General features: G+C 52.0%; 19 protein-coding genes and 1 pseudogene. 7 read left to right on the top strand and 13 right to left on the bottom strand.

Translation table 11 applies throughout. The annotated features are described in order from the left end of the window. The first annotated feature begins 18 nt into the window (after positions 1 to 18). The 3 genes from parM to fliO all read left to right on the top strand — a co-directional run bounded on the left by parM (position 19) and on the right by fliO (position 2,254). Positions 19 to 1,062, top strand: coding sequence for a plasmid segregation protein ParM domain-containing protein (gene parM / locus CJP72_RS14280; RefSeq protein ID WP_162382024.1), 1,044 nt, complete (start codon positions 19 to 21; stop codon positions 1,060 to 1,062). Then, positions 1,055 to 1,714 carry a hypothetical protein gene (locus tag CJP72_RS14275; RefSeq protein ID WP_162382023.1) on the top strand — a complete coding sequence of 220 codons (660 nt, stop codon included), beginning with the start codon at positions 1,055 to 1,057 and terminating at the stop codon, positions 1,712 to 1,714. The genes parM and CJP72_RS14275 overlap by 8 nt, the downstream gene beginning before the upstream one ends. Positions 1,715 to 1,873: 159 nt before the next feature. Next, positions 1,874 to 2,254 (top strand): flagellar biosynthetic protein FliO, encoded by a 381-nt coding sequence (fliO, locus tag CJP72_RS14270; protein WP_162382022.1) that lies wholly within the window; start codon positions 1,874 to 1,876, stop codon positions 2,252 to 2,254. 11 nt (positions 2,255 to 2,265) lie between these two features. On the opposite strand, the gene CJP72_RS14265 is transcribed toward fliO, so the two are convergent. The 8 genes from CJP72_RS14265 to CJP72_RS14230 form a co-directional block, all read right to left on the bottom strand. Continuing rightward, a complete protein-coding gene (locus CJP72_RS14265; RefSeq protein WP_162382021.1) occupies positions 2,266 to 3,453 on the bottom strand; it encodes a transglycosylase SLT domain-containing protein in 1,188 nt (395 codons plus the stop codon). Further along, positions 3,416 to 5,431, bottom strand: a complete 2,016-nt coding sequence (locus tag CJP72_RS14260; RefSeq protein ID WP_238340080.1) for a flagellar biosynthesis protein FlhA — start codon at positions 5,429 to 5,431, stop codon at positions 3,416 to 3,418. Before CJP72_RS14260 ends, CJP72_RS14265 begins: the two co-directional genes overlap by 38 nt. Before the next feature lie 85 nt (positions 5,432 to 5,516). Beyond that, positions 5,517 to 6,632: a flagellar biosynthesis protein FlhB gene (flhB, locus tag CJP72_RS14255; RefSeq protein WP_162382019.1), complete on the bottom strand. Its 1,116-nt coding sequence runs from the start codon at positions 6,630 to 6,632 to the stop codon at positions 5,517 to 5,519. Next, on the bottom strand, positions 6,629 to 7,408 hold the full coding sequence (gene fliR, locus CJP72_RS14250; protein ID WP_162382018.1) for a flagellar biosynthetic protein FliR: 780 nt from the start codon (positions 7,406 to 7,408) through the stop codon (positions 6,629 to 6,631). Before fliR ends, flhB begins: the two co-directional genes overlap by 4 nt. Before the next feature lie 2 nt (positions 7,409 to 7,410). Further along, positions 7,411 to 7,662, bottom strand: coding sequence for a flagellar biosynthetic protein FliQ (locus tag CJP72_RS14245; protein ID WP_193568730.1), 252 nt, complete (start codon positions 7,660 to 7,662; stop codon positions 7,411 to 7,413). Positions 7,663 to 7,676: 14 nt separating this feature from the next. Then, positions 7,677 to 8,411, bottom strand: a complete 735-nt coding sequence (gene fliP, locus CJP72_RS14240; RefSeq protein WP_162382016.1) for a flagellar type III secretion system pore protein FliP — start codon at positions 8,409 to 8,411, stop codon at positions 7,677 to 7,679. A gap of 4 nt (positions 8,412 to 8,415) precedes the next feature. Continuing rightward, positions 8,416 to 8,796, bottom strand: coding sequence for a FliM/FliN family flagellar motor switch protein (locus tag CJP72_RS14235; protein ID WP_162382015.1), 381 nt, complete (start codon positions 8,794 to 8,796; stop codon positions 8,416 to 8,418). A 20-nt stretch (positions 8,797 to 8,816) separates the two neighbouring features. Beyond that, complete coding sequence (locus tag CJP72_RS14230; RefSeq protein ID WP_162382014.1) at positions 8,817 to 9,701, bottom strand: FliM/FliN family flagellar motor switch protein; 885 nt, start codon at positions 9,699 to 9,701, stop codon at positions 8,817 to 8,819. A 721-nt stretch (positions 9,702 to 10,422) separates the two neighbouring features. On the opposite strand from CJP72_RS14230, the gene pspE reads away from it, so the two are divergent. Together pspE and CJP72_RS14220 are read left to right on the top strand one after the other, a co-directional pair. Continuing rightward, positions 10,423 to 10,746, top strand: a complete 324-nt coding sequence (pspE, locus tag CJP72_RS14225; RefSeq protein ID WP_238340079.1) for a thiosulfate sulfurtransferase PspE — start codon at positions 10,423 to 10,425, stop codon at positions 10,744 to 10,746. A 418-nt stretch (positions 10,747 to 11,164) separates the two neighbouring features. After that, a complete protein-coding gene (locus CJP72_RS14220) occupies positions 11,165 to 12,697 on the top strand; it encodes an EAL domain-containing protein (RefSeq protein ID WP_162382012.1) in 1,533 nt (510 codons plus the stop codon). Between the two features lie 62 nt (positions 12,698 to 12,759). Here CJP72_RS14220 and CJP72_RS14215 read toward each other — a convergent pair whose 3' ends face one another. From CJP72_RS14215 to CJP72_RS14205, 3 genes are read right to left on the bottom strand one after another with little or no spacing between them, the layout of a single operon-like run. Further along, positions 12,760 to 13,557 carry an anti-sigma factor family protein gene (locus CJP72_RS14215; protein ID WP_162382011.1) on the bottom strand — a complete coding sequence of 266 codons (798 nt, stop codon included), beginning with the start codon at positions 13,555 to 13,557 and terminating at the stop codon, positions 12,760 to 12,762. Continuing rightward, positions 13,554 to 14,084, bottom strand: coding sequence for a sigma-70 family RNA polymerase sigma factor (locus tag CJP72_RS14210; RefSeq protein ID WP_162382060.1), 531 nt, complete (start codon positions 14,082 to 14,084; stop codon positions 13,554 to 13,556). Before CJP72_RS14210 ends, CJP72_RS14215 begins: the two co-directional genes overlap by 4 nt. A 2-nt stretch (positions 14,085 to 14,086) precedes the next feature. Next, on the bottom strand, positions 14,087 to 14,635 hold the full coding sequence (locus CJP72_RS14205; RefSeq protein ID WP_162382010.1) for a tetratricopeptide repeat protein: 549 nt from the start codon (positions 14,633 to 14,635) through the stop codon (positions 14,087 to 14,089). 216 nt (positions 14,636 to 14,851) lie between these two features. Between CJP72_RS14205 and CJP72_RS14200 the strand changes: the two are divergent. Continuing rightward, positions 14,852 to 15,019: pseudogene (locus CJP72_RS14200) on the top strand (DUF1889 family protein); the annotation flags it as partial. 104 nt (positions 15,020 to 15,123) lie between these two features. Here CJP72_RS14200 and CJP72_RS14195 read toward each other — a convergent pair. After that, positions 15,124 to 15,936 carry a DeoR/GlpR family DNA-binding transcription regulator gene (locus tag CJP72_RS14195; protein ID WP_162382008.1) on the bottom strand — a complete coding sequence of 271 codons (813 nt, stop codon included), beginning with the start codon at positions 15,934 to 15,936 and terminating at the stop codon, positions 15,124 to 15,126. A 420-nt stretch (positions 15,937 to 16,356) separates the two neighbouring features. Further along, positions 16,357 to 17,253, bottom strand: a complete 897-nt coding sequence (locus CJP72_RS14190; RefSeq protein ID WP_162382007.1) for a PfkB family carbohydrate kinase — start codon at positions 17,251 to 17,253, stop codon at positions 16,357 to 16,359. Positions 17,254 to 17,391: 138 nt separating this feature from the next. On the opposite strand from CJP72_RS14190, the gene yihU reads away from it, so the two are divergent. Next, positions 17,392 to 18,285 (top strand): sulfolactaldehyde 3-reductase, encoded by an 894-nt coding sequence (gene yihU / locus CJP72_RS14185; protein ID WP_162382006.1) that lies wholly within the window; start codon positions 17,392 to 17,394, stop codon positions 18,283 to 18,285. Positions 18,286 to 18,297: the final 12 nt, after the last annotated feature.

The raw sequence follows: 18,297 nt of genomic DNA, 5'->3' as shown, positions 1-18,297 counted from the left end.
CTATTGAGACACACAACTATGCGTAAACCCCTGAAGATCGCCATCGACGACGGTTCGACCAACGTCAAGGTCAGCTGGATTGCTAACAAGACCCTAAAAAGTATCATCTCGCCCAATTCCTTTCGCAAAGACTGGAAGAGCGCCGCCCTGCTCAAAGGCAAGATGGTCTACAACTACGAAATCGGGATCAACAAATACACCTACGATCCGACGTCAGAGAAGTCCCTCTCCACCACCCACATCGACTATCAGTATGGCGACCTGAACCTGCTGGCAGTGCATCACGCCCTGCTACAGACCGGTCTTCCGCCCTGTGATGTCGCAATCACCGTGACGCTGCCCATCACCGAGTACTATCAGCAAGATGACTGCCAGCGTAACGAAGCGAACATTGAGCGCAAAAAACAGAACCTGATGCGCCCCATCAGTCTGAATAAAGGGGAGTTGTTCAGCATCGTCAGCGTGGATGTGATGCCCGAGAGTCTGCCCGCCATCCTTACCCGACTGGTGAATTCGGGAGTGAACCCGTACACCAAAACGCTGGTCATCGACTGTGGCGGAACAACACTGGATATGGGGTTGATCGTCGGCGAATTTGACGAGGTTTCCGAGGTCTACGGCAACCGCGCGCTCGGTGTCTCTCTGATCACCGATGCCGCCCGCACCGCACTGGCCGCCGCCGACAGCGACTCCAGCTATCTGGTGGCAAACGAACTGATCAAACACCGCCACGATGATGTTTTTGTGCGTGAAGTGATTAACGATGAGTCCCAAATCCCGCGCATTCTGGAGAAACTTGAGCGCAAAATTGAGGAGCTGGGACACTTTGTCGCAGAAGAGGCGAAAAAATTTGCCCGTAACCCCAACAGAGTCTACCTGGTCGGCGGTGGCGCAAACCTTATCTACCCCACCATTCAGGCCAGCTATCCCACTCTGGGCAAACGCGTGATCCTGGTTGAGGAGTCGCAATTCGCACTCTCTCGCGAAATCTGCCTCTACATCAGCGATGAAGATAAAGTCTTCAGCGAAACGCCTGTCACCTCAGAGGCCAGCAATGACTAATCCAGTCAGAGAAGTCCAGGTCACCCTCACGCTGGACCCGCAGTTGGCGAGTGATAACCTGGCGCTGGCGACATTACAGCGCTGGTATCAGCGCGCGGAAATCCTGAACAAAGAGACGGACAATTTTGATTTCTTCAGACTGTCGTTGCACAAAGACATCTATCTGTCAGGGTTGATGCTGTGCCTGCTGGAACCCAGTCTGGTCAAATTTCTCGCCCGAAATCTGCAATTGCACAACCTGAACAACGCATTCCTCCAGCAAAGTCTGGAGGAACACCGACTCATCGAGGGGCCAGGGGCGCCAGCGACAGAACCGTCCGGGCAGTTCACGCCGGACGAACTGGCCACCCATATTGCCGATAAACTCTCCCCTCTGCTCAGCGCTCTGGATGAATCGACGAGTCAACATGAACAGCATGAGGAGTTGCAAACCCAGGTCAAAAAGCTGGTCCAGCAGTTACAGAAACAGAGCAAGCTTTTACAACAGCAGGCACTTCTGCTCGAAAAACTGACGCAGGCTGGTGGGCAGGTTCAGTCCGACCCGACACAGAATCATCCCTTGCCTGCTCAGGTTGCCGGAGAGGTCCAGCGACATGATCTCTCGGAGACGGCGGCAAAAGTGCGCAAAGTCAGGGCAAAAGGCATCTTCTGAGCCACGCCCATGATGAGCATCCCAGGTCAGCATCTGATGCCACATCCCCGCAACAGGATCGCAGGCATACCGCTGCACATGCACCTCCATGCTCAGGGCATACATCGTGTTACTCATGATGTATGCCCTACTCACCCTCATTGGTTTCGGAGTTCCATCATGTATTTACTCTGTCTGTTGCTGTTACCGCTGCCCGCGCTGGCAGCGCCCCTGAAGCAGGATATGACCGCCTTCAAGCCCTGGTTTGTCACCTGCCTTGCCGTTCTCCTGATTGGCGCCGTGGTCTTTCTGCTGGCGAGGAAGAGAGCGCGCGCGAACTGGCGAAGCGGCGGGGAGATGCGGATCCAGTCGGTACTGTCGTTAGGTATGAAAGAGAAACTGGTGCTGGTGCAGGTGGAAGACCAACGGTTATTGCTGGGGATCACCCCACAACAGATCACCCTAATCAGCAACCTGACCCAGGAAACCCCTCAGCCTCCCCCGGCGGAGTTTACCCAGGTCTTTGAGACCCTCGGTGCATCCAACAGCGATAAAAAATAGTCCCGGACGGCTCAGGGCGACGCCGTCTCAGGTTTGGCTGGATTCTCCGGCGTCACCCGATTCCACTGGCTCAGGGGTTCAATGCTGGAACGCCAATGAAGAGAGAGCGTCTGCGGCTGTGTCTCTTTCTTCGCCCCCTTATCCTGAGCGCTCTTGTTGTCGTTTGTCTGGCGCACTGAATAGAGATCCGCCGCCCCCGGCGTTTTCTGCCACAGCCCAACGCCCCATCCCAGAGTCTCCAGATCCTTGTCGGGGAGCGCCCGCCGCTTTGCCGTCTGGGGCGGCGCTTTTTCTTGTGTCAGGGGGAGTGGGTCACTGCGCGTTCCCAGCGCCTGGCGCGCCCGTTTCCCCCATCCCGCAGGCAGCAACAGGGCAATGCGACTGCCCTTCGGCGCGACCGCATTTTCCAGCCCCGCATTGTAATAACTCAACTCTTCCGTAGTGCGCCCGAGTTTTCTGGCAAGCCACGCCAGACTGACGCCATCTTCAACATGCAGAGCGACCAGACGGGACGCTTCGGGCACTGCGGGCAACTGAATACGCCCGCTGCGGTATAATCGCACCAACGCCAGTAACCTCGGCACATACTGTCGGGTCTCATCCGGCAAAGATAAGGACCAAAAATCGGTCTGTCTGCCCTTCGCTTTGTTTTGCGTTATGGCCTCCTGAACCGTCCCTTCCCCGGCATTGTAGGCCGCCAGTGCAAGTAACCAGTCACGTTCGAACAGGTTATACAGATAACTCAGATAGTTGAGCGCCCCACGAGTAGAGGAGCTCAAATCCTTGCGCCCGTCGTACCAGTCATAGCGGATCACACCATACTGTTTCGCCGTTTTGGGCATCAATTGCCAGGGGCCGACAGCCCCCGCCGACGATTCGGCATACGGGTCGTAGCCACTCTCGACAAGCGGCACAAACAGCAGTTCCAGCGGTAATTTACGCCGCTGGAGTTGGGTGACGATAAAGCGGATTGATGGGGCTGAGCGCGTCATCAGCCCCTGGATCCTGACCGCTTCTTTGCGGTAAAGACTCTCATATAACGCCACGTCCGGATGACGCGACTGCCAGTTCATGGCCGTCCCTTCTCCCTGTCGGGGGGGAACAACTTCCTGCGCCATCAGCGGGGCTGACAGGATCAACAGCCCCCCGGCCAGCATCGCCTTAACCCAGGATCCCTTTGACTTCGATATGGAGTTCATCGGGAACCTCGTTAAATGACAGAACGTGCAGCCCTTTGGCAAAGGTACGGGCATAACGGGCGAGCAGAGGACGTAATTGGGGTAGCACCAGCAAGATAGGCGACCATCCCTGCAGCGACATCTGCTCCTTCACACTGGGCATACGGTTTTGCAACTGCGCCAGCAACTGCGGTTCAATGGGGAAGCTGTCAGCCGGTACGCCACCGTTACGCTGCGCCTGCGTCGCGGCATTGAGCAGAATGTTCTCCAGTTCGTCAGAAAGGGTGAAGACTTGCACCGTCGTCGTCGTACCAATCAAACCGTGCAGAATCGTGTGGCGCAGAGCGCAGCGGACTTCCGCGGCAAGTAACATCGGGTCTTTGGTGATTTCGGCCCCATCCACCATGCTCTGAGCGATCGTCCGAACGTCCATCAGGGAAACCTGATCGGTTAATAAATTGCGGTAGACCTTCAACTGCTGGTTCGCCGTCAACTTAGCACTAAGATCCTCGGCCAGTTTGGGGGCCAGTTGGCTGAGTCGCTGCTGTAGATGATGTACATCGTCGAGTTGCAACAGGACGCCGATATTGCTGCGGATAACCTTGCTGATGTGAGTACCAATGATGGTCGCAACATCGACGACGGAATAGCCTAAGTTAAGTGCTCTGGCCTTGTCGGCAGGCAGGATCCATACCGCATCCATGCCATAAACCGGTTCTTTGGCCAGATAGCCTGGGATCTCCCCCAGCAATTCACCGGAGCTTATCGCCAGCAGTCTGTCCAGCATGACGTCCGCCACGGCAACCTTGACCCCATTGAGATAGATAGCGTACTGGTTGGGTTTGAGCCCCATATTGTCCCTGACCCGGACTTCGGGCAGCAGAAAACCGGCTTGCTCGGAAAGCGTCTGACGTACGCCGCGCAGGCGTTGCAGTAATTCAGCCCCCTTGTCCCGGTCAACGAGGTAGATCAGCTGATAACCCAGCTCCAGTCTGAGCAGGTCGGTATACGGGATGTCCCCCCACCCCAGTTCATTCTCAATGGGGCGGGTAAAGCGCTCCATCTGATCCTGATCGGCGGGCGCGACTTTTTCGGCTTTATGTTTTCGACTTCGCCAGGCGGCATAACCCAGGATACCGGCAAACAACAAGAAGACCAGCGTCGGCATGCCCGGCACCAGCCCCATCACCAACATCACGGCGGCAGCGGTCATGATAACCGGTGGCGAAGCCAGCAACTGCGCACCGAACTGGACGGTAATATCTTCGTCAGAATCAGAGACGCGGGTGACCACAATGGCCGCAGACACCGCCAGCATCAGCGAAGGAATCTGAGCGACCAGACCATCACCGATGGAGAGCAGGCTATAAACGCCCATGGCCTCAGAGAAGCTGAGTCCATGCTGAAAGACCCCGATGGCAACCCCACCGAAGAGGTTGATAAACAGGATCAAAAGACCGGCTATCGCATCCCCTTTGACAAATTTGGACGCACCGTCCATCGAGCCATAAAAATCGGCTTCTCGGGCTATTTCGTCCCGGCGTTCCTTGGCCTGGCGCTGATCAATCATCCCGGCATTCAGATCGGCATCAATGGCCATCTGCTTACCGGGTAAAGCGTCAAGGGTAAATCGGGCAGCCACTTCCGAGATTCGCTCGCTACCCTTGGTGATGACAATAAAGTTGATGATCATCAGGATGAAGAACACCACCATCCCCACCACATAGTTGCCGCCAATCACCACCTTACCGAAAGACTCGACAACCTTACCGGCCGCATCGGGAGACTCATGGCCAAACTGCAGCACCACGCGGGTTGATGCTACGTTCAGACACAGACGTAGCAACGTGGCAATCAACAGTACGGTCGGAAAGATCGAAAAGTCGAGTGGCCGCCGGACAGACAACGCGACCAGCAACACGATGATGGAAAGCACGATATTGAAGGTGAAAAAACCATCCAGCAAAAACGCGGGCAAGGGCAGCACGATCATCGCCATCAGCGACAGAATAAGCAGCGGTATCGCAATAAAACTGCGCGATGTACCGGAAAAAAGCGGGATCAAACGTTTCACGGGGTCACCATCAATATCTTAATGAGTCAGGGATCTCGACTGACGAGAGCGGTGCCGGCTGGTCGCCCTTTCCCTGACGAAAGGCCTTCAGACGCAACACATGGTGCAGCAGTTGCGCCATGATGACGTAAAGGCCGGGGGGGATCTGTTGATTCACACGGGTGGTGTGATAGACGGAACGGGCCAGGGCCGGTATCTCCAGGACCTCCACGCCCAATGACTGAGCCAGAGCCCTCATCTGTAGCGCCATATAGTCTTCCCCCTTGGCAATAACAAAGGGAGCATCACAACGCGCCGGATCGTACTTAATCGCCACCGCATAGTGCGTCGGGTTAATCAGCAGCAGATCGGCATCCGGTAAGGTTTGACGCATTGAACGCATCGCCATCGACATCTGGATCCGCCGGATACGCCCTTTGATTTCCGGGTTCCCCTGCAGATTTTTGTGCTCCTCCTTCAGCTCCTGTTTGCTCATCCGAAGGCCGCGCAGATGGTTCCACTGCTGGTAGGGAGCATCCAGAATGCCGATCGCCAACATCGCCAGCGCCATATAAAAAATGCCATCGATCAGGATGGCCATTCCCATTCTGACGGAATCCTTCAACCCGATATAATAGAGGGCGGTGATGGTGTCTGATTCGGTCCTGACGTACAGCAAAATGGTGGCGGAAATCACCACTATCTTCAGTACCGACTTGGTAAATTCGGCCAACGACTGCACGCCAAAAATCCGTTTAAATCCCTTCATTGGACTTATCCTCGAAAACTGGGGAAGCAGGGGTTCCAATGCAAAATTCCATCCGCCCATCACGACGTGAGCCAATACGCCAACGGCAATAATGAGCCCCGCCAGGGGTAACAGCGCCAGCAGTGTCTCAATGAGACTCTGACCAAGATGGCTGAGCATCTGAGCAGGATCGTTCACCTCATCGCGGGTCAGAGACAGATTAAAGGTCAGGATCTGACTCAACGAAGTACCCAACCGGGCAAAAAGAGGCAGCGCCAGGGACGCAATCACGATCAGGATGATCGCCATGCCCAAATCTTTGGAACGTGGAATTTGCCCCTTGTCGCGGGCTTTGCCAAGCCGGTGCGACGAGGGTTTTTCGGTTTTTTCCGCACTCATCCTTCACCCCCGTAGTAGTGACGCACGCTGAGGAATATGCTGTGCGCCAAATCGGCGAATCGATCCGGTAATCCGCTGATAATCAACAAAATACAAAATAACCCGCACAACAGGGCCATCGGAAAACCCAGAACAAAGATATTGAGGGATGGCGCAACCCTTGAGAGCACCCCAAAGGTGAAGTTGACCAGATACATCGCCACCATCGCGGGCAACGACAACATCAGGGCCGCCGCCAGCAGCCAGGAAAACAACTGGATCACACTGGAAGAATCCACGCTGAACGGGCCAGAACCGACCGTCCAGACGCTGAAACTCTCGACCAGCACTTCCAGCATCACCAGATGGCCATTCATACTGGCGTAGAGCAACAACCCCATATTGCTGAAGAAACTCCCCAGCACCGGTATGGCAAGGCCATTAACGGGGTCATTCATCCGCGCCATGCTCAGGCCCATCTGCATGGAAAGCAGTTCACCGGCCATGACCAGCACCTGAATCAGACATACCGGAAATAGCGCCATCATTGCCCCGAGAAAGATCTGTTCCAGGCTCAGCAACACGGCATTCAGCGACAGGGGATCGACAGCGGGCATGGCGGGCAACAAGGGGGCCGCCAGTACGGCTATCAGAAATGCCAGCAGGATCCGGACCTGGATGGGGATCAGCGGATATCCCAGCAACGGCAGAACGGCAAAGGCGCTACCTATCCGTAAGAATGGCCACCAGACACGCCCCCATGCCTGCAATAATTCCGCAGCAGATATCTCAAGCATGGTCAGCGCAGGGAATAAAGAATGTACTGATTGATACTGGAGAAGAGCTCCAGCAATTGTCTGACCATCCACTGCCCCGCGAAGACGATCATCAGCATCGTCACGACAAAGCGGGGCAGGAAACTCAGGGTCTGCTCCTGGATTTGGGTCACCGCCTGAATAATGCTGACCAACAGCCCCACCAACATGCCCGGCAGAACAATGATGCAGACCAGCATGATGATGGTCCAGGTCGCCTCCACCATCATCGCCATCAGGTTATCGGGCGTCACTGTATCCCCCCAAAGCTCATCGAGAGGGTGTTGACCACCATACTCCAGCCATCAGCAAGGACAAACACCATCAATTTGATAGGCAAAGAGATGATGATGGGCGAAAGCATCATCATCCCCATCGACATCAGTACCGTGGCCACCACCATGTCAATGACCACAAACGGAATGAACAGCATGAACCCTATCTGAAATGCCGTCTTCAATTCGCTCAATACAAATGCAGGCATCAGAATAAAGAAATTAACCTCTTGCGCAGAGGTCGTACGCGACTCTCCCGCCACCCTCAACATCAGATCCAGATCCGTCTTTCTGGTCTGCGCCAGCATAAACTTACGCAGCGGTTGCTCAGCCCTGGATACCGCCTGCATCAGCGTCATCTTGTCTTCGTCGTAGGGGACGAACGCATTTTGATAAATATCCTGCCAGACAGGTTTCATCAGCAACAACGTCATACTGAGTGCGATAGAGATCAGCAGACGATTCGGTGGCGAACTTTGCAAACCGATGGCCTGACGCAGGATCCCCAACACAATGATGATCCGGGTGAAACAGGTCATCAGCAACAGCATGGAGGGGAGCAACCCCAACACGGTCATCAACAGCAAGACCTGTAACTTGACCGAAAAGTCCTGCTGACCCTCGCTACCGGTAATGGTCAGGAGAGGGACTTCGCTGGCAAAGGCTGACGCTGGCGCCAGGATGAACAACAGGAGGAGCGCTGTTTTCATTACATCACGCCAGCTTTGACCAGTTGATGTCATCAAACAACTCGGTCATCCGTAATCCGTAGTGCCCCTCGACGAGGACCACTTCGGCGGCACCGATCAAAACCCCGTTAACCTTCACATCCAGAGGTTGGTGGCTCAGCTTATTCATTTGAACGACAGCCCCTTCAGCCAGCGTCATCAACTCTTCCAGCGGGATCTCAACGCTGGCGACTTCGAGGGAAAGCGTAACCGGTAAGCGATGGAAAAAAGATAAAGGGCGCTTTTCAACGACTCTTTCTGCGGGTTCACTCTCGTTGAGCGCGTCGCCCTCACTGGCAAACAGATCGTCAAATCCCTCAACATCTAATCCGGCCATGTCCAGATCCATTTTCGATTCTTTAGCCATTCAAAACCTCCAGAGGGTATTTAAGGTGTCTGTTGAGACACGTCATGCAGTTGAAATGCCAGGTGCCCATTGCGATCATAGAGTTGACCGACACCGATTGAGAAACTCCCGCAGCCCAGCGTCACCCGCTCCAGCGGTGCAACGGGAAGCACCTCCCCTCGCAGGAATTGATCCAGCTCGACCATCGTCAGTTTGGTACTGAACAACGTCGTCTTGAGCTGAACCGGAATGTTTCGCAACGCGGCTTCCAGTTGCGCGCTGGTAATGGGAGATACCACCGGCTCCTGGTCAGTCACCTTCTCCAGAAGTTCGGAAAACACCCTGTGCCAGTGGAGAGTCAGCGGCCAGGATTGCTCCTGAAAAACCAGGCGCAACGTCAGGCATAACCCTTTTTTTTCCGGGGCGTCCGTAGGTTGCTGCTGCCAGTCCAGATCGTGCAAAACGGGGTATTCCGTTTTGACCCCCAGGGTCAGGGCCTGACCCATCCGATCCAGAAAACGTCGCTCAGTTTCACTTGGCGGTTGCTCGCCGTTCACGTCAGTCTGCGTCCCAGGCTTGAGGCCCAACGCCGTTTCCGTCATCGCGGTGACCGCTGAGCGATGTACGCCAAACCGAAACATTTTTCTGGCACGGCCACCGTGCGGCGCGAGTGCGGCGCACCACACCCACTGTTCATGTTCGGCGGGGGATAATTCACGAAACGCCAGCTCAAGCGGCTCAACCCGAAGACAGCCAACGGATCGCAAAAATTGCTCCAGTAGCCTTGAGATCCTCTCCATAGTGCCGTCTACATAGGTGTGCAATAAGCGGAATTCCTGTACCTGCCCTAACTCTATCGTGGGGTAAAGATTGCCTTGCTCAGGTGCAATGACGTGACCCTTACTCTTTTGTGTCTTGTTAGCCATGAAATTTACTTATCATTAACAATGAGTCTGCAATACCCATAATTCAGGAGGATAACCCGCAAGCTTTCGCTGTTTTAGAGGTGAATACACGTCCCCTCTCTCCTTCCTCTTTTGACTTTGAGGCCTCATGTACAGGCGCTAAAGCAAACCCGTACATCGCTCTGCAACCAGAAGCTTTTGAGTTCGAAGCAAAACGGTTTAAAAACGCAAACTTGCCTTTTGAGCCTCATTCGGCAGGGCGTTTCTGTCGTTTAAGAAATGTGTATTGCTTAAGGCCCTGTACATGAACAATGCCAGGTGATTGAACTGATAAAAAACACATCAAAATACCTACCACCACGCAATGCTTTGGGTGCAACTTGCAATATGAAAATCGATAAATTCTGAATGACACATGCCTAACTGGAGCTGTACGGAATGTGATTTTTTAGCAATCGCCATCAATTTAAGAGGTTGTCCTGATGCTTACGCCCTTTTATATATCAGCCCTTGGCGGGCGTGAGTCCGGCGGGCCGAAAATGTCTGCCGTCTCGGGTCAGTCCAGCCCAGAAAAGTGATTTAAAATAATCCGGCTGCCTGCAATGTTTTTTCTTTTTTGTTCCTGTAATGTTTTCATCCTCAGAATCGACCCCGTCAGTTGTCATGACGTCACAATTGAATATGATGGCAATATGTCACCTGAACAATAAGGAAACCCATTAGGATGGTTCACCAGACCCGAATGATAAAAAAACTGTTACTTGCCAGCACGATGCTGATAGCGTCCACCTCCTTGTACGCGGCTGAGCATTGGATCGACGTTCGTGATGCCGCGCAGTATCAGGAAACCCATGTCAGTGGTGCCGTGAATATTCCCCTTTCCCAGATAGACCACCGCATCAGTGAAGTCACTCAGAATAAAGACGATACCCTGCATCTGTATTGCAATACGGGCAATAACTCCAGCAAAGCCGAAGTCATGCTCAAAGAAATGGGTTATACCCATGTTGTGAATGAAGGTGGTCTGAGGGATGTTGAAAAAACGCAGACGATGATAAAAAAGTAATGCCGGATATCGGTTAAATCGTCCTTATTCTGGTGGTTTTTGAAACGCGTCACTTCATCATGACCACCACTCTCTTCCCCTAAAAACCACGTTAATTTGACCATTCCAGACAATAAAAGCCGTCAGGTACCGCTATCGTTTGAATAAGGGGGAGCAAAGTGGCTCCCCCTTATTCATTAAATTCAAGGAAGGAGCGGTCCGTTAAAAGACAAAACATGTTTTTTTCGTTGCTGACATGACTGATATGCTGCATTTTCACATACCGTCGGTATACGTGGCGGCGTTCTTGCCATTGAATAGTTGCACTATTGAATAGTCGCACTGATGATGTTTTTTCAGCAATAACAGATTCTGTCACCTGTTTTTGCTGGCAAAATGGTAAAACGATACGGTTAACCTGAAGTATTGAGGCAATGTTATGCCGTTTGGTCTGTTAAAGAAGCGTCAATTCAAATACCGACTGGTTCGCGCCATTCTGGTCAGTTTATTTTGCATCTTGTTAGGGCTAATCAGCACCTTCTGGCAGACGGCATCCAATCTCAAGCGCACCACCCTCCTACGAATGACCCATGCCCTGCAGCTGGTCGAAGGGACTCTGGACAGTGCCAAATATGCGGCGTTTGCCGTAAAAGATAATCTCGGCAATCCCTGTCTTGAACCTGTGGAACTCCAGCTCAGAATGCAGGTGGCTTACTCGCAGGATGTGCGTAGCGTCAACCTGGTTCGGGGAAACAAAATTTATTGCTCATCCCTGTACGGTAACAATGAAGAAAATATCAGTTTTGATAATTATACCAACGGGATGCTCTACCTGATGAGCGACACCCGGGTCAGGAAAGGACAGCCGCTGATTATCTACCGGATGGTCATCGACAATGACAGCATTGTGGTCAGGCTTTATGGCGATCATATTCTTTCCGAACTCAATGTCATGAGCATCAATTTACCGCTGGGCCTGGCCGTGGGTAAGCAGCAGTGGCAAACCTCTGCGGTAACGCCGTTTTCGTCCAGCATGTCGGGGTATCTGGAGCAGGCCTCGACCCACTATCCTTTTCGGATAGTGACCGTTATTTCCCCTGCGAATTATGCCCACTACTTCTGGATGTTCTCCCGCTTCACCCTTTTCGCCTGGTTCTTACTGGCCGCTATTGTCGGTTTTGGCGTGTTTCGCTGGTCAGGCCGGTTTATCACGCCAGAACATGAATTGCGTCAGGCCCTGGAACTCCAGGAGTTTGTTCCCTATTTCCAGCCCGTGGTCTCAGGAGAACATACTCGCTGGATCGGTTGCGAGATTTTGATGCGCTGGTCACACCCCACACTCGGCATTATTCCACCGGACAGTTTCATCCCGTTGGCTGAAAGCTGTAACCTCATTATGCCGATGACCCGGATGCTGATGACCCAGGTACGTAAACAGTTTGTACCGCTGGTACATTTGCTGCCGAAGGATTTCCACTTCGCGTTCAATATCAGCGCCAGCCAATTAAAAGACTTCAATCTGGTAGAGGACTGTCGGACCTTCATCCAGGCATTCAGTGACAATCCTGTTAAGCTGGTACTGGAGCTCACCGAGCGGGAATTACTGGTCACTGATGGCGCGACGGAAAGACTGGTGGGAGAGTTGCACAAACTGGGGGTAATGATCGCCATTGATGATTTCGGTACGGGTAATTCCAGCCTGAAGTATTTGCAAAGCTTCGACGTTAATTTCCTTAAAATCGACAAAAGCTTTGTTAGCAACATTGGCATTGATTCGCACTCAATCCATATCATCGACAATATCATGGATCTGGCTTCCCGATTACATCTGCAAACCGTGGCGGAAGGGGTCGAAAATGAAGTTCAGGCCGCGTATCTGAAAGCGCGTAACGTGACTTTTTTACAGGGGTATTTATACGGTAAGCCTATCCCCATGGAGGATTTCGCCAGACAATTTTACGCTTCGGATTAAGGGATTTTGGGTAAACACAGGGCGCGAAAACACCGTACAGAGACCACGGATAACACGCAGCCCTATCGCGTTTTAAAGACATCATCAGAAAGCGCAGCGTACAGCGTGCGCGCGCTTTTCAGTAGTTGTGGCTCCGGGTTACGGCCAATCAGGACAAACTGATATCCCCATCGACTCCACCAGGCAATATTCATGCTATGGCGCTTCTCACGGGTAATCTCCGTTGAATTTCTGGCTTCCTGAGGCGAAATGCACAACGCCATCGGACCGTAATCGACATGCACCCAGGCAATCTGGGCGATAGGCATCTTGTCGTAACGCAGCATCCGCACCATTTTCAGCTCCGCGCCATGCAGTTCGAGTTGCGGCTCACGCAGTTGCAGCCCGATATCCTGCGCGGCGCGGGCAAGACCGCGTTGCAAAATCGGCGCTGAACTGTCCATATCCAGCAGCGTCTCAGCACTGTAAAGCGCCATATATTGCGCCTCAAGATCGCGAATATGTTCGTTTTCGCTTTGTACACTGTTCAACGGACGCGCCAGATAACCCACTCCCGTCCCCATCACCAGAAAACTGATTGATGCAGCCACCAGCACGCGTCGACTGATACCGGAAGCTGGCGCCTGGATTTTATCCAGATGCCTTTCCAGATGTTCCTGCATCCGCGCGAGCGGAGCTTCGTCAAGCAAGGGGGCAAACGCGCGTTTAAAGTCCTGATTGCTTTTCATCAGTTCCGCAGTACGTTCGGAAAGTTGCTCATCACTGCGCAGTTGCGCCTCGAACTTACGCGCAGCGTCCTGGCTCATCTCTCCGTCAAGCCAGGCAACAATCGTCTCGTCGTTATACGCAGGATGCTTCATGAACGTTTCTCCCTTTGCGGAGACTGCGCATCTGCGGGTTTAGCAAGCATTGCCCATGCCGCCGCCAGTCGGCTCATTATCGTGCCAATGGGAACCGCTAACGTCTCGGCCGCCTCCCGATAGGTAAAACCTTCAACATAAACTAAAAATACCGTATTGCGCTGCGCTTCCGGCAGCGCATTTACCCGCTGCATGAGAGTCTGGTAATGCAGACATGCGTCATCCTGCTCACGGTAATCCGGGGCGATTAACTCTTCGCTGGCGACGAACCCCTGCCCCATTCGCACATGCCGCGAGCGCAGTTCAGAGATCCAGATGGAATGTAAGATGGCGAACAGCCATCTGTCGATGCGTGTGCCAGAGGTGTACTGCGCGCCCCTCTCGAGCGCGCGTACGCAGGTGGACTGAACCAGTTCTTCAGCAAGATCCCGGTCGCGCGACAATACCAGTCCATAACGCCAAAGACGCGTCAGATGAGCGGCAAGCTGCTGGCGAACGTCGCTGGTGGTAATGATTTTGCCCTCAATGTTCAGGATTCGGGATGACCGTTGATCGCAGCCTGAAGATCGCGATACTCCTCGCACTCCTGGCCGCAAATACCGGCAATCATCTTAAGCTGCTCTTTTGCCAGATCCGCACGCCCCTTCACCATCCAGGCCTCGCCGAGATATTCCCGTGCTTTAGCATAGTTGGGTTCAAGCGCCAGCGAGCGCTGATAATAGCCAATGCCTTCATCCGTGCGGCCAAGTTTACGCGTGGCGTAGCCGCGATAGTTCCAGGCTTCCGCCGTATTGCCATTTTTGAGCGTATCCAGCAGGTTTAACGCGGCCTGATACTCGCCTTTTTTCGCCAGGTGATAAGCATAATTCGTTTTATCCTCATCGCTCAGACGACCGGACTTTTCAGGCACACACTGCTTGCTGACACTGTCATAAACCTGCCCGGACGGGCAGTCAGGCGTTTTGCTATTGCTATCATTATTGCCCATCGCCAGCACTTGTGGCGTTTGCAGGCAAAATAGCAGCAGAGGAAAAACCATAAAGGGGGCATGACGACGAGAAAAAGCATTAGCGTTCATTTTCTACTCCTGGATGAGTGTGGCAGGTGAACAATGAGTAAACGCCTGAGCATCGCTTTCTATTCGTAGAAAATGCAGTCACAAGGTAACACGCTGAATTCGCTGATCGCCTACAAATTAAAGGCGCAGTACGGTAATGACGTCTCAATCTGGCCGGGATCTCAAAAAAATGCGTGGAGCTAAAAAAGGTGTGCTTGTAAGTGCAGCAGATGTAGTGGTGAGCAGGAGGAGTGGAATGCCGGGTTTACGGAAAAATTGCTCGGATGGGCTGAAAATATCGCATCCGGAGAGCGTCTACTGATAAATAATCCTGAATATTTTTCTGCCTATATGCGTGAGCAACTTCAGGCTCAGATATTCGTTGAGCACGCGCAAGAACAGTAAACTTTCCCGATGCTCTCGCCTTCACTCTGGGAGCATCCTTCTTTGTCATGCTGTATCTGCCATGGGTTATAGACAGCACAATGCCGGGTGGTTGACTGGCAAGTCTAACTATCAACACCTTCTATGTTTATCAATACATCCACTTTATTAAAAATGACGCCATTATCCTCTAAAGTACGTTGTAACTCTGCTGAAGGGTATTGATCGCAATAAATCGCATCTATCGACGATGGCTTGCACAACACGACGGCAGCTTTTCTGCTGAATTTTGAATAATCTGTCGCCACAATCAGCTTTTCACTTTGCCCGATCATGGTTCTGGCGATCGCCACATCATCAATATTGTATTCCAGCAACACCCCCTCTTCGGTTATCGCACCGACACTGGTGATGGTGTAATCGGCATGAAACTGACTAATATCTTCAACAACGCTGGAACCGATGATAGCGCCATTGTTATTTCTGATTTTTCCCTTCGGGATGAACACATTTATTGTTTCGGATGAACATAAAATATTCGCGACGCGAATGCTGCTGGTAATGACGGTCAGATCTTTTTTATTCAATAACGCTGCCGCTATCTTTTCGATGGTAGTACCGGCAGTCAGAAAAATGGTTGAACCATCTTGTATATCACGGGCGATACGCAACGCTATGGCCTCTTTTTCAGCCATATGAGTGGTCTGACGCATCGAAAAATCGGTATTAATGATGGTGTCGGCGTGATTGATGTAAGCAACGCCACTTTTGACATTAATGAGATTGCTATTTCTGAGCGTAGCAAAGTCGCGACGTATGGTCTGTACCGAAACATCAAACAGTTTCGCTAACTCATCCTGACTACACGCGCCATGTTCTTCTATAATCGCCAGAATTTTGTTCAGACGGGGGGCGTTGTGGATTTTTTTATCGTTCATATACGTTGTTCTGTTTCCTGAATCACGTGGTTACGCATAGCGTAGCCTGTAGATTAACACTCTCATTCTAGCTCCCGCTAGATCCTAATACTCTGATCGCATTCTATAAACTAAGAACGCTGACATTTCGACGGTCATCCATAATGCTGTCTTTGGCGTCATAACCTCTGTATCCAAAACCAGTCTGAGAGTGATGTCCATCAATCCTCGCTGTCGGGGCAACCGATAAAAATACGCGTTCAGACAATGTAGCACCGGTGACTGATACTGGCGCGCATCACACAGTTTCTTTAAACCGGATGGCAATAATGATGCGTGCTATTTGCCTTCAGAACAGTGAAAGAGAGGGAGGTGTTAACGTCGCCAACCGCCCTCGAAATACGCAGCATTTATTATATTAATCAGTTAATTAAAATTAAATTATATGTTCTTATTGATAAATTCTTCCACCAGCGAAGAATCAGGAATACCGGCACGTCCTCCTGGTCTGGTACATTTGAGTGCGGCGACAGCAGACGCAAACTCAACCGTGGCGCGAGTATCAAGACCACGGGCAACGGCAACGGCAAATGCACCGTGGAATACATCTCCGGCACCGGTGGTATCAACTGTATCGACAGAAAACGCAGGGAAATGCCGTAACTCCCCGTCCTCAAGCCAGTCACAACCGGCGCTGCCGAGCGTGACATACACGCGACCCCGGCAAACCTCTTTCGCCTTAAGCAGGCCTTCAAGATGGTTATCTGAACCGGAAAACTTTTTCAGACCCGGTTGAGAAAAAACAGCATGATCGGCCATAGCGACCAGTTCGGTAATATCCTGGTTAGTCAGATCCGCATCTAATACCGTCGGGATCCCATATTTGGTTGCTTGTTTGAACGCTTCGACTGCGCCTTCATGCCAGCGAACATCCGCCAGAAGAACACCATACTGACTGAAGTCGATGTGTTCCATCCAGTCCGTGTCTGGCGCCAAATCAGGGCTGGGATGGTTGATAATGATACGCTCACCCTGGTTGTCGACTAAGACCGCAGACTGCGTTGATCGGCCACCTGTAAACATTTTTACATAGTTGGTGCCAACGAATTCTTCGCTGAGTTCTTTGAGTAATGATGCACCCACATCATCTCCCCCCAGTCGACCGATAAAATCGCAGGGAAGTCCCAGTCGGGTCACGGCGACTGCGGCCGTTGCTGCCGGCCCACCGCCCACTTCATGATAATGGTGGGCGATGTACTTCCCTCCCTCGCTCGGTAACTGCATCACATTGTAAATCCGATCCTGTACAGCAATCCCCACGCAAGCAACTTTGTTCATAACTCTCTCCTATAGATGACACTGACATTGTAAGAAAAGCTGATTGTCAAAAAGAAGATCAATGTCACCAAAATTACAAATTTGTTCATATATGATTTTGCAATGTAATAAATCATACATTCTGGTAAAGAGGCTTACATGGCGAATATAGGGTTTATCGGTCTTGGTCAGATGGGATTTCCCATGGTGTGCAATTTGTTGAAGAAAAACCATGCTGTGTCAGTTTTCGATATTGATTGCGAAGTTGTAAAAAAAGTTACAAATCTCGGTGCGGTGGCAAAAAACAGTCCACGCGAAGCTGCTTCAGGTGCTGATTTCGTGATCACCATGCTTCCGAACGGGCAATTAGTGGAAAGTGTGATTTTTGATGAGCAGGGCGTAATTCATACCCTGAGCGACGATGCCCTGTTAATTGATATGTCCACGATTCACCCGCTTGAGTCAGAAAAAATCCGCCAGAGACTCGAAGCCAACGGCAAGCAATTTATGGATGCTCCGGTTGGCCGCACTTCAGAACATGCCGTCACCGGCGATTTATTAATTCTGGCTGGCGGAACCGATGAGCAAATTGATCGTGCAAACGATGTGTTGCTGTGTATGGGCAATGAAGTGGTTCGCGCCGGTGGGCCGGGTATGGGGATCGCTATCAAACTGGTTAACAACTTTATGTCAGCGGCACTTAATGCGCTGTCAGGAGAAGCTGTCGTCCTGTCCGAAAAATTAGGGCTGAGATACGAGACGGTAGAAAAAGTATTTTCCGGCACACCTGCTGGTAAAGGGCATTTCACCACCACATGGCCGAATAAATTATTAAAAGGCGATCTGTCGCCAGTATTTATGCTCGGTCTGGCGCAAAAGGATCTGGGCATCGTGATGGATGTCGCCAGCAAGTTGAATATGCCAATGCCGATGGGCGCCGCGGCCACCATGTTATACACCCAGGCCAAAGCTCATGGCCGTGAAAAACAGGACTGGACCGCCATCGTTGAAGAAATCCGCGATGCCGCAGCCGTTCCTTCAAAAATTAATTAAATCATTAGTTCA

It is taken from the genome of Citrobacter sp. NCU1, assembly GCF_010231475.1.
Lineage (GTDB): Bacteria > Pseudomonadota > Gammaproteobacteria > Enterobacterales > Enterobacteriaceae > Citrobacter_D.
This window is presented reverse-complemented; position numbering and strand designations above follow the sequence as displayed.

Coding starts and splice junctions, on each gene's coding strand:
- CJP72_RS14190 (WP_162382007.1), bottom strand. CDS start 17,253: ATGAACAAAGTTGCTTGCGTGGGGATTGCTGTACAGGATCGGATTTAC.
- parM (WP_162382024.1), top strand. CDS start 19: ATGCGTAAACCCCTGAAGATCGCCATCGACGACGGTTCGACCAACGTC.
- CJP72_RS14265 (WP_162382021.1), bottom strand. CDS start 3,453: ATGAACTCCATATCGAAGTCAAAGGGATCCTGGGTTAAGGCGATGCTG.
- fliO (WP_162382022.1), top strand. CDS start 1,874: ATGTATTTACTCTGTCTGTTGCTGTTACCGCTGCCCGCGCTGGCAGCG.
- CJP72_RS14195 (WP_162382008.1), bottom strand. CDS start 15,936: ATGAACGATAAAAAAATCCACAACGCCCCCCGTCTGAACAAAATTCTG.
- yihU (WP_162382006.1), top strand. CDS start 17,392: ATGGCGAATATAGGGTTTATCGGTCTTGGTCAGATGGGATTTCCCATG.
- CJP72_RS14275 (WP_162382023.1), top strand. CDS start 1,055: ATGACTAATCCAGTCAGAGAAGTCCAGGTCACCCTCACGCTGGACCCG.
- CJP72_RS14215 (WP_162382011.1), bottom strand. CDS start 13,557: ATGAAGCATCCTGCGTATAACGACGAGACGATTGTTGCCTGGCTTGAC.
- flhB (WP_162382019.1), bottom strand. CDS start 6,632: ATGAGTGCGGAAAAAACCGAAAAACCCTCGTCGCACCGGCTTGGCAAA.
- fliP (WP_162382016.1), bottom strand. CDS start 8,411: ATGAAAACAGCGCTCCTCCTGTTGTTCATCCTGGCGCCAGCGTCAGCC.
- pspE (WP_238340079.1), top strand. CDS start 10,423: ATGATAAAAAAACTGTTACTTGCCAGCACGATGCTGATAGCGTCCACC.
- CJP72_RS14220 (WP_162382012.1), top strand. CDS start 11,165: ATGCCGTTTGGTCTGTTAAAGAAGCGTCAATTCAAATACCGACTGGTT.
- CJP72_RS14205 (WP_162382010.1), bottom strand. CDS start 14,635: ATGAACGCTAATGCTTTTTCTCGTCGTCATGCCCCCTTTATGGTTTTT.
- CJP72_RS14230 (WP_162382014.1), bottom strand. CDS start 9,701: ATGGCTAACAAGACACAAAAGAGTAAGGGTCACGTCATTGCACCTGAG.
- CJP72_RS14245 (WP_193568730.1), bottom strand. CDS start 7,662: ATGGCGATGATGGTGGAGGCGACCTGGACCATCATCATGCTGGTCTGC.
- CJP72_RS14235 (WP_162382015.1), bottom strand. CDS start 8,796: ATGGCTAAAGAATCGAAAATGGATCTGGACATGGCCGGATTAGATGTT.
- CJP72_RS14260 (WP_238340080.1), bottom strand. CDS start 5,431: ATGGCGATGATCGTGCTGCCCTTGCCCGCGTTTTTGCTGGATGGTTTT.
- fliR (WP_162382018.1), bottom strand. CDS start 7,408: ATGCTTGAGATATCTGCTGCGGAATTATTGCAGGCATGGGGGCGTGTC.